10 protein-coding genes are annotated in these 16796 nt (G+C 49.4%); 3 read left to right on the forward strand and 7 right to left on the reverse strand.

The window, feature by feature from the left end:
* Positions 1–101 precede the first annotated feature (101 nt).
* The 4 genes from MKZ12_RS24125 to MKZ12_RS24140 are packed head-to-tail and all read right to left on the reverse strand — an operon-like array spanning position 102 to position 3713.
* A complete protein-coding gene (locus MKZ12_RS24125; RefSeq protein WP_339257175.1) occupies positions 102–833 on the reverse strand; it encodes a sugar phosphate nucleotidyltransferase in 732 nt (243 codons plus the stop codon).
* The gene (locus MKZ12_RS24130) at positions 830–1603 is read right to left on the reverse strand and encodes a glycosyltransferase family 2 protein (protein WP_339257177.1); all 774 of its coding nucleotides are present in this window, start codon (positions 1601–1603) and stop codon (positions 830–832) included. Before MKZ12_RS24130 ends, MKZ12_RS24125 begins: the two co-directional genes overlap by 4 nt.
* Positions 1600–2715 carry a glycosyltransferase family A protein gene (locus MKZ12_RS24135; RefSeq protein ID WP_339257179.1) on the reverse strand — a complete coding sequence of 372 codons (1116 nt, stop codon included), beginning with the start codon at positions 2713–2715 and terminating at the stop codon, positions 1600–1602. Before MKZ12_RS24135 ends, MKZ12_RS24130 begins: the two co-directional genes overlap by 4 nt.
* A 41-nt stretch (positions 2716–2756) precedes the next feature.
* Positions 2757–3713, reverse strand: coding sequence for a glycosyltransferase (locus MKZ12_RS24140; protein WP_339257181.1), 957 nt, complete (start codon positions 3711–3713; stop codon positions 2757–2759).
* 771 nt (positions 3714–4484) lie between these two features.
* On the opposite strand from MKZ12_RS24140, the gene MKZ12_RS24145 reads away from it, so the two are divergent.
* A complete protein-coding gene (locus tag MKZ12_RS24145) occupies positions 4485–6050 on the forward strand; it encodes a M4 family metallopeptidase (RefSeq protein WP_339257182.1) in 1566 nt (521 codons plus the stop codon).
* A gap of 173 nt (positions 6051–6223) precedes the next feature.
* On the opposite strand, the gene MKZ12_RS24150 is transcribed toward MKZ12_RS24145, so the two are convergent.
* Positions 6224–11473 (reverse strand): WIAG-tail domain, encoded by a 5250-nt coding sequence (locus MKZ12_RS24150; RefSeq protein WP_339257184.1) that lies wholly within the window; start codon positions 11471–11473, stop codon positions 6224–6226.
* Between the two features lie 480 nt (positions 11474–11953).
* Here MKZ12_RS24150 and MKZ12_RS24155 point away from each other — a divergent pair, with 480 nt between their 5' ends.
* A complete protein-coding gene (locus tag MKZ12_RS24155) occupies positions 11954–13087 on the forward strand; it encodes a YheC/YheD family protein (RefSeq protein WP_339237397.1) in 1134 nt (377 codons plus the stop codon).
* Positions 13088–13172: 85 nt separating this feature from the next.
* Positions 13173–13964, forward strand: coding sequence for an archaetidylserine decarboxylase (gene asd, locus MKZ12_RS24160; protein ID WP_339237400.1), 792 nt, complete (start codon positions 13173–13175; stop codon positions 13962–13964).
* 346 nt (positions 13965–14310) lie between these two features.
* On the opposite strand, the gene MKZ12_RS24165 is transcribed toward asd, so the two are convergent.
* Positions 14311–15096: an AraC family transcriptional regulator gene (locus MKZ12_RS24165; protein WP_105601246.1), complete on the reverse strand. Its 786-nt coding sequence runs from the start codon at positions 15094–15096 to the stop codon at positions 14311–14313.
* Positions 15097–15274: 178 nt separating this feature from the next.
* Positions 15275–16732 carry a PLP-dependent aminotransferase family protein gene (locus tag MKZ12_RS24170; protein WP_339261510.1) on the reverse strand — a complete coding sequence of 486 codons (1458 nt, stop codon included), beginning with the start codon at positions 16730–16732 and terminating at the stop codon, positions 15275–15277.
* Between the last annotated feature and the right edge of the window lie 64 nt (positions 16733–16796).

Consider the following 16796-nt stretch of genomic DNA (forward strand, 5'->3'; position numbering starts at 1 on the left):
GATGGTCGCTGCGCAAAGCGCCGGAGCATCCTTCCAGCTCCGGCGCAGGGTGTTCTGCTCCCATGGGGCACCGCACAGCGGCAGCATCAGGCGCATTCATTTTAGGGCAATTGTCCTTTCATGCGAACGGCTGCTTCCTGGAGCGAATCAAATGTACCTGCATCACTCCAGTATTTCTGCAAAATGTCGTATTCCAGTCCGCCAGCAGACGCGTAGTGATTATTCACATCCGTAATTTCGAGTTCTCCGCGCGCAGACGGCGAGATATTGCGAATCAGGTCAAAAACATGATCATCATACATGTATATTCCTGTCACACAATAAGAGGTTTTCGGCTGGCTTGGCTTCTCCTCAATATACGAGATTCGCTGCGGATGCTGTGGATCAAAGACAGGCACCCCGTAACGTCGTGCATCATCCACCTCTTTGAGCAGGACTCGTGCTGTACCCGCAGGTTGCTGAATGTAGCGGTCCACATAAGGCTTCAGATCATCACTGAAGAGATTATCGCCGAGAAGCACAACGAATTTTTCGCCAGGAAGAATAAAGGATGTCGCCAGATCCAATGCTTCCGCGATCCCGCCTGCCTTTTCCTGAATACGATAAGTCAACTTGACCCCATGATCCGCTCCGCCACCAAGATACTCTGTATATAGCCCGGCGGAATGTTTGTTAATCACAATCAATATTTCATCAACACCTGCCTGGCGGAGCCTGTCAATGCCGTACATAATCATCGGATGTTTTCCGACTGGAAGCAGATGTTTGTTAATGAGCCGGGTCAGCGGATACAGTCTAGTTCCTGTTCCGCCGGCAAGAATTACACCTTTCATTCCACGTTCCCTCCTTCATCGGATATGTCCATATATTCAAGCGGATCGACATGCCATTTGTTCATAAAAATCGAACGATTACGCTCAAGCAGTTGTTTCCATGCTATCGGATCTGTCTTCTGGAAGCTGGCACTTCCCTGATGATGCACAAGAACATCTCCACATACCAGCAAGCGATAACCCTGCAATCTTGCTCTATAACAATAATCATCATCTTCATAGTGTCCCGGAGAATAGGCCTCGTCAAGCAGTCCAACCGATTCCACGACATTTCGTTTCATCAGCATGCACAGACCGACGATTCGGCGAACTTCCCTCCACCTTGAAGAATCCGCAATATTATTGGAATTGGCCAACTCCTGAAAATGTTCCATGTCACGGAACGTCAGTTCAATCTGCTGGATGCCGCTTGCATAGTTCGTAACAGGACCCGTGATCCCAATACTTGCGTCACTGTACAGAGCCATTCGCAGATTCTCCAGCCAACGGGGCGTGACCGTAACATCATTGTTCAACAGCAGCAGTTCATCACCGCAAGCTGCTCGAAGTCCAGCGTTACACGCGGCCGGAAATCCCCGATTGTCCGGAAACCTTACAAATCGAATTCGCTCTAGCGCGCAATATTCAGCCGTTCCATCCGTCGAGCCGTTATCTACAACGATAATTTCATACGACGCAGGATCGCCTGAGTATTGACGTATGGCATCAATGCAGGGCCTGATCAGATCCAGACCGTTGTACGTTGGAATAATGATACTCGTCAGTGTCATCTGGCGTTCCTCCTGTAAGCCACTTCTGCACGGGAGAGGGTGTGAGCCTGAGCTGAATTCCAACCTGTACCCAGTAATGTAGCCAGTGCCTCCAGATGATCTCCGATGATCAATCTGGCGACATCATTCCCACTTCCCGTGTTACCAGGACGCAACCGATTGGAACGAATAACATCCACCTGACTTGGTGCGGAGACGTTCATTCCATGCTGAATAGCTAGACTTTGTGCTTTAGGTGGAACGGCCAGTGATGCTGGCTTCACCGTCTGAATCATACGACGAGATAATGCATGAGGCACGGCTGTCATGGAGTTGGAACCGAGATCTGCCCGGCCTAATATTCGGTTCAGATATGCTTTGATCCTGCTTACCTCATCCTGCCCGGCAAACGCAGGAAGCAAAGACGTCAGATTATTCAACGCCACATCCTGTCCCCGATCAACGGCGAACAGAAAGGGTGCAAGCTGTTCAGCCGGGACGACCATATCTCCATCCACAAAGAGTACCGACTCCGCATCCGTCATCTTGGCTCCAAGAGCCCGCCCGACATCATGTCCTGCCCGATCCGGTTCATAGACTACTGTAAGACCAGGTTGCTTTAGTACCTGTTTCAAACTGTCATCTGTCGTTCCATTCAGTACGACAATGATATCCGTCAGAGGCAATCGCTTTAATTGCAATAACACCTGCCCCAGTGTGTGTTCCTCATTACAGGCACAGACAACGGCAGCAGCCGAATGACGAAGGGGAACTGGCACGATCTGCAATGAATGTCCCGAGGCATGAGCATAACCCTGCATAAATGCCTTACCTGCCTTCAGGGCTAGATCGAAGTTGCTTAGTTCCGTAACGTTCGCCGCGTGTGCATTCCATACGAGACGTGCGTGTTTGTCTGATGCTGTATTGTTCGCCTTCGCCTCGTTTCCTGCAACTTGCCCCGCTTCCCACATCAAGTGCAGATCCACTTGGCCAGACGTTGATCGGCTTTTTCTTGTTTTTTGAAGCTCCACATGCTTCTTGTTCCCACGACGCCTGTTAATTCCTATTCTTGCTGCTCTCGTTCGTCTATTTGTTGTCCGCCTGCGGCGGGCAATCCCTGATCGTCCCTTCATTTCCTCACCTCCAGCATGTTGCATCATCCGATGCGACATGCTTACCTCGCCAGGTTGCGAACACGTTTCAGATCGGTATACCCTCCGCGGGGGCCGAGCGTATCCGTAATCCACTTGATCGCTGCCATATGATCATTCAGCACCACTTGACTTAGCGGATCAGGTCCGCTTCGCTTTTTGATTCGTACTGCATTCATTCTACCCACAGGTACGTGGTGAACAGCGCGTACCCGAAGTCCACCGATCACAGCCTTGGCTTGTGCGAGTGGCGGAACTTCCAGTGAGGATATTCCCATGACCTCAAGTCCTTTTCGGCTTATTGCATGTGGGATAGCTGTCATGGATGCCCCCCGGAGATCGGATCTTGCGAGTATGCTGTTCAACATGTGTTTGGCCTCCACGACCGGATGAACAGGATGACGAGTAACTGGCCCATGGTAGTCGTTAAGTGCCACATCCGTTCCCTTCAGCACAGCTTTCACATAAGGTGCAAGGTGCTCTGCGGGAATGGCGATATCTGCATCAGTAAAAAGCAAAACCTGACCACAGGCCGCCTCTGCGCCTACTTTTCGTCCTCCATCATGCCCCAGTGCTTCTGCATACGTAAGCACTCGTGCTCCAGCTCGTTTGGCTGCGTTAGCCGTGCCGTCTGTTGAGCCATTCACAATGACAAGCACCTCAGCATCACGGCATATCCGCAGCGCTTCACGTACAACTGCACCAATCGTTTTCTCCTCATTCATAGCAGGGATAATCACCGACAGCAGCGGACGCTGAGAACCATCCCCATGGGCAGGTGCATCACTCATGCCATTTTCCGCTCCATTCTCTACTCCATCCCTAGCCTTTGACATCAGCTGTCTGGATGGAATAACGAACGTATAGGCCTTTGTACCCTTTTTGTGTCCAGACTTCCCTCTTCGTTTCTTCAGCACTGTTTTTCTGCGTGTCTCATTTGAGCGGGCTGCATAACGTGCTGTGGTACGGGTTTTGCGCAACAGTTTCACCTCCCGCATTCAATCATCGGCATGCCAAGGGAGTACACGTTATTCTATGTATTCGTGGAGCAGTGGAAACGGCGTATGTCCTTGCACGAAGCAGGTTCTCTCTGTGAACACGAGGGTACAGGCCTTGATTTTAGACAAAATACGTCAAAATATGTGAAAAACGCTACCTCTCCCCTACTTCAGACACAATTTTAAAAAAAATCTAAATTTGCATCTTTTCCAAAGTTTTACACTGTGATAATATACGTTCCAAGCAGTTTTATTTACAAAAATAACCTTATGGTGAACATAAGTTCCCATTTGTCTTTCTGAATCTATTTATTGACCTTAGGTTGATTAGATGATGATCTCATTCTCAAAACCTGTTAAACCGATTCATTCTACTCTTGAGAGGAGTGATGCCGTTCAGAACACACTGCCTTCGTCATTTATGCAAACCCGGATTGAACACCCCAGTTTTTCGTAAACGAATCTTCTGCCCGCGCAATTGGACAACCCCCGGCTTTCTGAAAGTGGAGTACAATAGACGATTAGACCTTCGGACTGAACTGAATAAAACGGTCACCCTTTCGTTTGGTGTCGTACTTAACACCTCCCGAGCTAAGGCCCAAGCCAATTTTGTTCCAATCGTTTCTTGTCTGATTCCACGCTTCAGGTTCAGCCCCACACTCCGCGCTGCCTAAGTTGCAGACGGAATTCCAACCGAGATTGGCATGATCATTTTCCAACCAAAAAATAAGCTAAAGAATGGGAGAGTTTACTATGAAATTCGCCAAAGTTATGCCAACAATTCTTGGAGGAGCTCTTTTGCTCGCTTCCGTATCCTCTGCTACTGCAGCTCCATTGTCTGATCAATCCATTCCACTTCAGGCCCCTTATGCCTCCGAGGAGGGTATTCCATTGAACAGTGGAACAGATGACACCATCTACAATTACCTTGGACAGCAGGAACAATTCCTGAATTCCGATGTGAAATCCCAGCTCAAAATTATCAAAAGAAACACAGATACATCTGGTGTGAGGCACTTCCGCCTGAAACAGTATATTAAAGGTATCCCGGTATATGGTGCAGAACAGACGGTTCACCTGGACAAAACTGGAGCCGTGAGCTCTGCACTTGGCGATCTTCCACCGATTGAAGAGCAGGCCATTCCGAACGATGGTGTAGCCGAGATCAGCGGAGAAGACGCAATCCAGATTGCAACCGAAGAAGCAACCTCTCGGATTGGAGAGCTTGGTGCCGCGGAGATCACACCTCAGGCTGAATTGAACATCTATCATCATGAAGAAGATGGACAGACGTATCTGGTTTACATTACGGAAGTAAACGTACTGGAACCTGCCCCTTTACGGACCAAATATTTCATCAATGCAGTAGATGGCAGTATCGTATCCCAGTTTGACCTCATTAACTTTGCCACTGGAACAGGTACAGGCGTACTCGGTGATACCAAAACACTGACAACCACCCAATCCGGCAGCACCTACCAACTGAAAGACACCACTCGCGGCAATGGCATCCAAACGTACACAGCGAACAATGGCTCATCGCTTCCTGGTACCTTGCTCACGGATTCGGATAATGTATGGACCGATCGTGCTGGTGTAGATGCTCACGCCCATGCAGCTGCTACGTATGATTTCTACAAAAGCAAATTCAACCGTAACGGGATTAATGGTAACGGATTGCTGATTAGATCCACCGTACACTACGGCTCCAACTACAATAATGCCTTCTGGAACGGAGCACAGATTGTCTTTGGTGACGGAGATGGAACGACGTTCCGATCCCTGTCTGGTGATCTCGATGTTGTGGGTCATGAATTGACGCATGGTGTCATTGAATATACAGCCAATCTGGAGTACCGTAATGAACCAGGTGCACTCAACGAAGCCTTTGCCGATATTTTCGGTAATACGATTCAAAGCAAAAACTGGCTGCTCGGTGATGATGTCTACACACCTAACATTCCAGGAGATGCACTGCGCTCCCTCTCCAATCCTACATTATATGGTCAACCTGACAAATACAGCGATCGCTACACAGGCACACAGGACAACGGCGGTGTCCATATCAACAGTGGTATCATCAACAAAGCCTATTACCTTGCTGCTCAGGGCGGAACACATAATGGTGTGACTGTTACCGGAATCGGCCGGGATAAAGCGATCCAGATTTTCTACAGCACACTGGTGAACTACCTGACACCAACGTCCAAATTTGCCGCTGCCAAAACAGCTACCATTCAAGCAGCCAAAGATCTGTACGGAGCGAATTCTGCTGAAGCTACTGCCATTACCAAAGCGTATCAAGCTGTGGGCCTGTAAAATCTTACTTTATCGTGATTGAACTTATAATGTAATCATCCTAATGGTATCCAAACGTTCAGACACCCCCCACCGTCCGAACGGATTAAGCTTAGTTCTAACCAAAAGCGGTGTCCCGGACAACTCTGGACACCGCTTTTGTCATTCGTGTAATAAGGATACAACAACCTGCACTATCCTTGCGAAGGTCCCGCAGCAATCCATGACAATAACCCGTACGTATGCTTGCAATCTGCCGTACGCGACACCTCAAGCACTGCTTCATCCTCACTTTGCGAGAGCAGGGAAATCTGGAATCCCCGATCATTGCTCATACCCACAATCACATAATGTTCTGAAGCAAATGACTCTTCAAAAACAACGGTTACCTCTGTGCTTCCTTCACTCTCTGGCAGGACAAAAGCTTCCATTCCGAATTGTTGTACAACCGGTTGCTTGCTTACGCTGCGAACGGGTTGGAAGGCCAGATGTTTGGCCTGAACTGCCCCCGATTGCAACTGGCTGCTGCCTACGGCATCATTACACAGATGCTCCTGTGTAACCGATTGTTCACTTAACACAAACTCCGTCGTTCCAGCGTTCTCCTGTGACTGTTCAAGCTGCGGTTGCTGAGCCTGATCTGCCTGTTCTGTGGTGAACAAGGCCGCCTCTGGTTCGCCAAGCTGATCACTTGGAGATAGCAACTCTTGTTGTTGCTCCGGCTCCTGATTCGATGTCTCGTGAATTTGTGTTACTTCCAGAACAGGACCGGGTATTCCTTCGACCAGGGTCTGCTGTAAAGGCTCTGCTGCTTCGCTCTCCGTTTGAATTAATCCCTCTTGTCTTCGGATCGCTGCCAGTTGCTCCAGCGTTTCTCCACTGAACTGACGAATCGCATTCCATATCTCTTCGCTCAAATGCGCCGGACCTACAATCCCTGCATTTAAGTGATTGGAAGTAATACTATGATCACTCAGTTTGCTGCCGTTCACGCTGCCATCGGCCAATTTGGCACTAGTGACGGACCCATTTTGCAGATGAACACCGCTTACCGCTTCTTCTTCCAGATGGGTTGTGCGAATACTGTGTTCTTGAATATGTTCAGCAAGGATCGATCCATCCTGAATATGCCGAGATTGCACACTGTTGTCTGCCAAGTGGATAGCCGATACAGCACCTTCAAGCAATTTATTACCGTTAACACTGCCGTCCGCCATTTTGGCACTTGTTATGGAACCATTGTGCAGGTGAATCGCACTTACCGATTCCGCTTTGAGGTGAGAGATCCCAATGCTGCGCTCCTGAATATGGTCAGCATGTATGGCTCTCTCCTGGATATGACGGGATTGTATACTTCCATTTGCAATGTGGACATCCGACACCGCATCTTCAAGCAATTTGCTGCTGCATACACTGCCATCGGTCAGTTTGGCACCCGTAATGGACCCATCTTGCAGATGAACCGCACTTATTGCTTCTTCCTCTATATGGGACGTACCGATGCTATGCTCCTGAATATGATCAGCAAGGATTGCTCCTGCCTGGATATGGCGAGTTTGCACACTTTCGGATGCGATATGGCTCCCGCATACAGCATCTTCGAGCAATTTGCTGCCGGTTATGCTGCCGTCAGCCAATTTGGCACTTGTGACCGACCCATTTTGCAGATGAACGGCACTTACTGCTTCCTCTTCCAGATGGGTTGTGCCGATGCTTCGCTCCTGAATATGATCAGCATGAATGGCTCCTGCCTGAATATGCCCGGACTGTACACTGTCCAATGCGATATGAATCCCCGATACCGTGCCTTCGAGCAACTTGCTGCCCGTTATACTGTTATCCGCCAGTTTGGCACTCGTGACAGATCCATTTTGCAAATGAATAGCACTTACCGCTTCCTCTTCCAAATGTGCCGTGCCGATGCTCCGCTCTTGAATATGATCAGCATGAATGGCTCCTGCTTGAATCTGACGGGATTGCACACTATCATCTGCCATGTGGATATCCGATACCGATCCTTCAAGCAGCTTGCTGCCCGTTACACTGCCGTCGGCCAACTTGGTACTTGTGACAGACCCATTTTGCAGATGAATGGCACTTACCGCTTCCTCTTCCAAGTGATACATGCCGATGCTGTGCTCCTGAATATGGTCAGCCAGGATTGCTCCTTCCTGAATATGGCGGGATTGCACACTTTCGGATGCGATATGGATTCCCGACACTGCATCTTTGAGCAATTTGCTGCCGGTTACACTGCTGTCGGCCAGTTTGGCACTGACGACGGACCCATTTTGCAGATGAACGGCACTTACTGCTTCCTCTTCCAGATGGATTGTGCCGATGCTTCGTTCCTGAATGTGTCCAGCATGAATGGCGTCTGCCTGTATATGCTCGGATTGCACGCTTTCGGATGCAATATGCATCCCCGACACCGTACCTTCGAGTAACTTGCTGCCATTTATACTGCCGTCCGCCAGTTTGGCACTCGTAACAGATCCATTTTGCAGATGAAACTCACTCACGGACTCCTCATCCAGATGAATTGAGCCAATACTGCATTCTTGAATATGATCAGCCAGGATTGCTCCTTCCTGGATATGACGCGTTTGCACACTTTCGTTGGCAATGTGAGTAGCTGATACTGCCCCTGCAGCTAATTTGCTGCCATCAACACTACCGCTTGCTAGTTTAGAGCGTGTTACGGATTCATCCTGCAAAATAATCGTACTTACCGCTTCTTCTTCCAGATGAGACGTTCCGATGCTGCGTTCATGGATATGATGAGGAAGAATTTCACCATCCTGAATATGACGGGAATGTACAGCTCCTTGCTGCAGATGAACAGCACTTGTCGACTCTGCCTGGAGATGCAAACCACTGATCAAACCTGGCTGAAGATGAGCCGCTGTAATGGATAAAGGGGCCAGATGGTCTGTTTCGACAGATCCAGGTGCCAAGTGATGTGATGTGACCACCTGTTCAGCAATATGCTCCGCATGAATGATGTCTGCCTTCAGATGCTGTGAGCTTATTACTTGAGTTCCCAAATGTTCAGCTTTCACGCTGCCTTCAGCCAAATGCACGGATTGTACTACAGATGGCTGCAAGTGCTCGCTACCTACAGCACCCTGTTGCAGTTCTGTCCCGGATACCGAGTCTGCTGCCAAATGGTCCGCACTTACGGACCCGTGCCGAAGTTTGTTTCCCGTAATACTTCCATCAGCAAATAATTCCGGTGTGCGTATTTCCTCCGACAAATGTTCCAGGGAAACGGCATGCTGCTTCAGGTGATATCCGCGAATCGTTCCGGCTGGAATATGTTTGGCGTTAATACTTTCTGCCATAATTTTGGAAGAAGTCACGCTTCCGTCTGCCAGTTTAGCTGACGTAACTGCAAAATCCGCCAGTTTATCTGTGGCAACACTCTCTGGTGAGAGCTTCGGTGAGGTAACCGCATGATCGGTTAGATGAGGTGGAAAAATGGACCCGCCAGCCAACTGGGCTGAAGTTATACTGCCAGGAGCCAATTTTTCCGTTGTGACCGCTGCCCGTGCAATAGCATCTGTTTCAACACTGCCTGGTTGAAGATGAGGTGCGCCTACGGCATGTTCTGTCAGATGATCTGATTTCACTGCATACGGCCTCAGGGCCTCGGAACCCACGCTCCCTGGAGCGAGATGTGTACCTGTGACTCCACCGTTCGCAAGATGCGAGGAACTAACACTTCCCGGGGCAAGCACTCTGCTGCTCACCGATGCCGTTCCAAGCTTTTCTGTTGTCACACTTCCATCCGCGAGCTTAACATCTGTAACAGCAGCATCCTGCAATTCATACGTACCTACGGAGGTCTCTGCAAGATGCCGCTCAGATACTACGCCATCTGCGAGAGCATCTCCGGATACACTTCCTGTCGACAGATGAGTTGCCTCGATACTCCCACTAGCAATATGAATGGAATGAATTGCGGAATTATCCACATGTACTGGCGTAATTCCCCGATTTGCAATGTGTTCCGCACGAATGGAACCTTTGGCAAGATGTTTACCCTGTACGGCTTCATCCGCAATTTTGGAAGAAATGATGCTTTGATCAGCGATCTTGGAAGCCGTAATGGATTGCTCCAGCAATTTTGCTGTTCCAACAGACTGGTCTGCCAGCTTGCTGCTGGTTACTGCACCTTCCGTCAAATGCTCACTGCCCACTTCTCCATTGCCAATCTGTTCCTTGCCAACGGCATGAGCACGAATCTGGCTTGAACCGATTGAACCGTCCAGTAGATGTCTTCCACTTAGTGAACCCTCAGCCAAATGTCTAGTTTGTATGGACCCATCCTCAATCTGGTCACTTCCAATACTGCCACTCGATAGGTGTGAACGGCCGACAGCCCCTTCTGCCAGATGAGTCTGTTTAACAGCACCTGCCTGAATATGGTGAGACTCGATGGATAGTTCTTCAATTTTGCTGCCTGTGACAGCAGCTTCACGGATTTTGGATGTAGTCACCGCATCATCAGCCAGTTTGGAAGTATGCACTGCTCCTCCGGTGAGGTGCCTTGTATCCACGCCGCTAATCGCGATCTTGTCTCCAGTTACGGCATGATTCTTGATTAACTCTTCCGTTACCAGCATGCGGCTGAGATGTCTTGTGCCGATCGAACCATCGGCAATTTTGGTCGAATCGATGACCTGATTGCCAAGCTTCTGAGAAGTTATACTGCCATCTCTGATTTTCTCGCCGGCAATAGAAGCATTTCGTATTTTGTGACCAGATACAGAACCGTCAATCAAGTGCTCCTCAGATACCGACGCTTCTGCAAGTTTCGCGGAAACAATGGCCCCGTCTGCAATATGAATGCTGGTCACTGCATAATCCTGCAATGCTTCACTGCCAACCGCATCCGGTTTCAGCTTGGAGGCATCCACAGAGAAAGGAGCCAGTTTGCTCTCCGTAACAGCAAATTCACTCAAATCATCCGTGTAGATGTAATGTCCGGTATGACCCGGCATCTGGTTCTGGTTCAGGATCTGCAGCCGATCCCTGTTTGTGATCTCTTGTTTATTGATGTCCTGCTTGTTAATGTCCTGCTCTTCTACCAGAGCGGGCGGAGCCACGCTGCTAACCTGAAGCTGCTTTTCGGAGTCATCTTGCGTCTCAACTTCCTTGCTATCAGACGCTACGTGGTCCGTCTTGATTTCGGCTTCGGCCTCTAGCTCCACCAACTCGTTCATTGTTGCAGGTAGTTCTGTTGATTCTAGCAGGAATTCTTCCGAAGCCTGAACAGCTCTCGAATCCCTTTTATTCGTACTCAATCGCTCTTCCCTATTCACAGTGAAACCTGAATTCATCTTATCTGCCCTGCGATCCGTCAGTTCCAATTCCTTGAATTTTGGGCTCACATGCCGCAGTTTCGGCGTCGGAACCTTCTTTTTGCCATTTTTACTCATGCAGCTTGCTCCTTCCTCAAACGTTCATCTCCGGCATCATATGCTTCCATATGGGCATCTGCCACTTCATTTATGACTTTTGCGAATGCCAGAGCACCAATGTATAGGCATCAAGACAGGAAGGTTCGATGAACTTCGTGGAAATAGGCGTGTCAGGATGGTAGAGGAAAGGCGGCTGTCCACGCCCCCGTCCCAATCATGTCATAGAATATTATGTCTATGTCGTGTCTGAGAACTCCTGAATTACATCGTTCACCGTCTTTTCTCCCCGTGCTGCGGCACTTTCCCTTGCTTGGAACGAAAATTCGGCCAAACCTGCTTCCTTCGGAGTTTTCAGTCATGACCTAAGCTAACGCTCGTGCATAGCGATGCACTTACACACCGGTCTGCGTTATCGCGATGTCTGAGCCATGCGGTGACAGGCCGGCATTCCATGAATGGACGATCCATGGTCGCGATAACATCGAAGGAGGAACGGTCATGCTCCAAGAAACGATCGGTATTATGTTCGATTCACGCATGTACCGGGGGATACCGGCCGGAAGGACCGGTCAGGAATCACTCGCGAATTATGAACAGGCAGCGGCCAGTTATGGATTAACCCCCTGCTTTTTGCGGCTGGAAGATATTGATTCGGATCAAAAAACATGTTTAGCCTATGTAAAAAAAGAAGGCAGATATGTTCGCGAGCGCATGTTATTGCCCTCCGTCATTCATAACCGTTCACTTCAGCTTCGACGGACAGAACAGCATCAGATCAGCAAGCTGATGTTGCAGGGCATTCAGGTATTCAACGTTCGCAACCGGTACCGTAAAGATCATATTCATGACATGCTTCATCAGGATCTCATCTTAAGAGAACACCTGCCCCATGCCGTTAAAGCTACGCCAGAATCTCTGGCCTATATGATGGAACATTATGATGACCTGGTCATCAAACCATGCAGCGGTAGCATCGGTCATGGTATTATGCGTGTCTTTGAACGAGATGGACAGTGGAAACTAACCTGTGAGACGAAGGCTGCACGTAGAGGATGGGCAACCTTCCGATTGAGCAAAGGACAGCTTCCTTCCTCCACCCTAAGGCGGATCTTTCGTCATGCCTACCTCATTGAACAGCGTATCCCTCTGGTGCGTTATGAGGGCAGACCGGTCGATCTGAGGGTATCCGTACAGCGTGGCGGTGATGGCTTGTGGGGAATTACCGGCATGTTTGCCAAAGCGGCTCCTGCGCATACGTTTGTCACCAACATCGCCCAAGGCGGTAAAGTCATGAAACTTGCAGAGGCTCTTGGTGGGGCAGTGGAATCCGAATTCGATCTAGCCCGACTGGAGCACAGAATTGAATTCGTTGCACTCCGAATTGCCCGTATATTAGCGGCCAGTCTTCCACATCTGGCTGATCTGGGCCTTGATCTCGGGATAACGCGCAATGGCCAGATCTATTTTATTGAATGTAATGGACGCGACCAGCGTTATGGATTTCGCAAGGCGGGAATGTCGGAACAATGGAAGACAACGTACAGCAATCCCATGGCTTATGGTCGTCTGCTGCTGGAACAGAATTCGAGAATTCCAAGACAACCGCAGACATACGATAGGAGATCATATTGATTTCGTGTGCATTCTGTGTCAATATTATGCAGAACGGCCGGTCTTGCCGGCCTTGAAGTTCGCATTAACCCTAAGGGGGATATTCATGGCAAAAACGCTGTTGCGATTAATGACCGAGCTTTCTTCGCGCAAATGGATCTCCCGGACTGTGGGAGCCTTCTCCAAAAGCCGGGGAAGTAAGGCATTTATCCCTTATTTTGTCCGGACCTACGACATCCCTGTTCAGGAGGCCGAGAAAGATTGGAAGGAATACCGTTCACTGAACGATTTCTTTACCCGCAAGTTAAAGCCGGGCATGCGCCCGTTGGAACTTTCAGAGCATGCACTGATCAGCCCGGTAGATGCCAAGATTACGGCAGCCGGTCCAATATCTGCAGGGACACTCCTGAATGTTAAGGGACAAAATTATACACTTGCTGAATTATTAAACCATTCTCCCCATTTGGAGAAGTACAAGCACGGATACGGATTCGTTCTCTATCTCAGCCCTCGCGACTATCACCGCATTCATGCACCTGTCAGCGGCCGCAAAATAGAGAGCGAACACATCAAGGGCAAAGTTTATCCCGTGAATGACTTTGGGCTGACCCATATGAAATCCGTGCTTAGTCGAAACGAGCGGCTCATTACGTATATCGCACACGATTACGGTGAAGTGGCGGTTGTCAAAGTGGGTGCAATGAACGTGAGTAGCATACAGTATGCTAACGCGGACACAAGTACCTGGGCACAAGGCGATGATCTGGCCTATTTTGAATTCGGTTCCACTGTTGTTCTGCTCACGCAGAGTGGTACATTTGAACCAAAACCAGGCCTACAGCCAGGCGATTCGGTCAAAATGGGCGCATTGCTTGGACGTTTGAAACCGAAGAATTAATGGTCCATACGCAAATAAAGAGGATGGCGCAGCACCTGTAACCAGGTATTGCGCCATCCTCTTTATGTCTTCATATCGATCCATGTATACATGCAATACGAAGCTTCGCTCCGTCATTATTGGTCTGCTGAGTTCTCCTCAAAACCACACATCTTGCAAGTCTTCTGCCGGTTTGACACGACGCAGACGGTTCCGGAAAATATTGCATCCCTTCGTAGAGCATCCCCGGTTGCGGACCCGACGTTTTCCGTTCATCACAAGTTCCCCCTTTTGGTCATCTGGAATGCTAGATATTTACCCTTGCGTTCCAGACTTGAAACGTTGTCATGTTCTTCCCATCCGAATTTTAACGAATCTCGGACGGGCTTTTGCCTGTATACTGCTTGAACTGACGACTGAAGAAGAAAATATCCCGGTATCCCAGAGCATCTGCCACTTCGGTCACATTCATGCCGGTATGCACCAGCAGATGTTCCGCCCGTTCAATACGCATGCGGATAATATAAGATTGCACCGATGATCCGACCAGTTCCTTGAACTTGATCGAGAAGTACCGGGGCGATAAGCCCGCTCGGGCAGCCAGATCTTCCACCCGATGTGTAATCCCTGGATGCTGACGCACATAATTGGCGACCTCCTGGATAACATCGGACAACTGGTTGCTTACCTTTTTCTCCACAGGTTCTTCCGTATCGGCGCGCAGCAAATGAATCATCAACTGCTTCAGAATCAATCGACTCTCTTCATCACGTCCGTACACATCCGATAAGAACAGTCTTACATAACGTGCCAGCAAGTGCTCAAATTCCACCGTTTCCTGTACCTCACGATAGGACTGAGGCACATCAGTCACAGGTCCGTCCACATCGAAGTGAATATACGTAAGTACCAACGGTTTTTGTTTATTATGTGTTGCAGTAGGATGATCTCCTGGCCTGAATAAAAAACAACTCCCCTTGCCAACTTCATACGACTGGTCATTCAGTACAAGCGTTCCTTCACCACTCCATACATAAAATAAATCATAGTTTTGCATCGGTTTTTCCCGCTTCTGCCACTTCCAGCCCGGTTCACAGACAATTTTGGCGACAGCGGGCAAAATAACAAATGATGACGGCGATGCCTGCAGCATGTCGCCACTCCCCCTTGATAGTTAATCTCTCTGCATATGGCATCATTCTGATCTGAATCTCACATCTTCAATCAAGGCCATATGTATTTCAGCATCTAGCATCATTCCATACAACTTGCTCATATATGATCTCTGCTCTTACAGGAGCGAAATGTCTTATCCTATTATACAGCGGAATTCACCGAAACGAAAATGTGCACTTCTCCCAGGCTATCCGCATTCGCCGGATTCCCTCTGTCATCTCTTCTTTCTCCAGATGTGCAAAAGCAAAGCAGGCCGCCGGATGACCTGAAGTCAGCCGATATCGCTCTGCATCCCGAAACAGTATGCCATCCTCCCGAGCGAACTTTTTAAACCGCTGATAACTGTCTGCATCGCCATTCCAGGTAGCGTAGATATGCAGTCCTGCATCACCAAGCTGCATCTTGAATGCTTCCGGCAACTGTAGCTCCATCTCTCGGACAAAAAAATCATGCCGTTCCCCGTATAACCGGGTTAACCGCCGTAAGTGCCTCAGGTAACCCCCTCTGGTCATAAATTTGGCCAGTGCGCGCTGCTCCAACAGCGCGGGAGGTACCGGCTCATACAGGGCCTTGGCAGCAAGGAGAGGTTCCACCAGACCAGGTGGCAATACGGCATAGCCAAGTCGGAACGAAGCAACCATCGTTTGTGAGAATGAACCGACATAGATGACACGCTGTTCACGATCAAGCACTTTGAGGGGTTCAATTGGTCTTCCACCCCATCGGAATTCACTGTCATAATCATCTTCAATAATGACCGCATTCCGCTTCGAGGCCCACGCAAGCAAGGCACGTCTTCTGTCCAACCCCAGCACGGCACCTGTTGGAAACTGACGGGTAGGGGTGACGAATAACGTCTGTGCCTCCCAAGGCTGCGGAATAATGCCTGCAGCATCCACATCTGCCGGGATGATGTACCCACCACAGGACTTGACGGCATGGGCGATACCCGGATAACCCGGATTCTCCAATACAACTGCTGCATTCTCCGTAATCAGCAGTTGAGACAGTAAGGTTATGCCTTGCATTGACCCACTGAACAATACAATCTGAGATGCTTCAGCCTGGATGCCACGAGTCCATCTGAGATGGGAGGCGATGGCCTCACGCAGTTCCGGATCACCAGCTGCACCGCTCGATTCTCGCCAACCACTGCGATGAACAGCAGCGAGCGCACTCTTCCATTCCCCTAGCGGGAAATGTTCGGCAGGCATGCGCTGCATTTGAAAATCAATGACGGACGGCTTCGGTGAAGACATTGTGGTCCGCAGGACCTCATGTTGCGTATTCAACCTCTGTACCCGCTCGCCCCAGGGAGACAGACTGAGAACGGCTTCCTGTTTCTCATTTTCCTGGGCGGATAATGTTTCGGTTACAAAGGTACCTCTTCCCCGATGCGCATGGACATAACCATCCGCAAGCAGCATGTCGTATACCTGAGCTACCGAACCACGTGACATCTCATATTGCCTTGCCAACTCACGGGTGGAAGGAAGTCTTGTGCCTCCCACCAATGTGCCTGCATGAATGGCATCACGTAACGCATGGTACAATGCCTCATACTTGTATCGATGCTGAAGTTCATAGGTATCCATCGGCAGCCACAATTCCATCATGCACCTCTCTTCATTCGTCTTCATTATGTATCCTGACCAATTGGCCTACTAAAGTGAATCT

This window comes from Paenibacillus sp. FSL R5-0713 (assembly GCF_037973325.1).
GTDB lineage: Bacteria > Bacillota > Bacilli > Paenibacillales > Paenibacillaceae > Paenibacillus.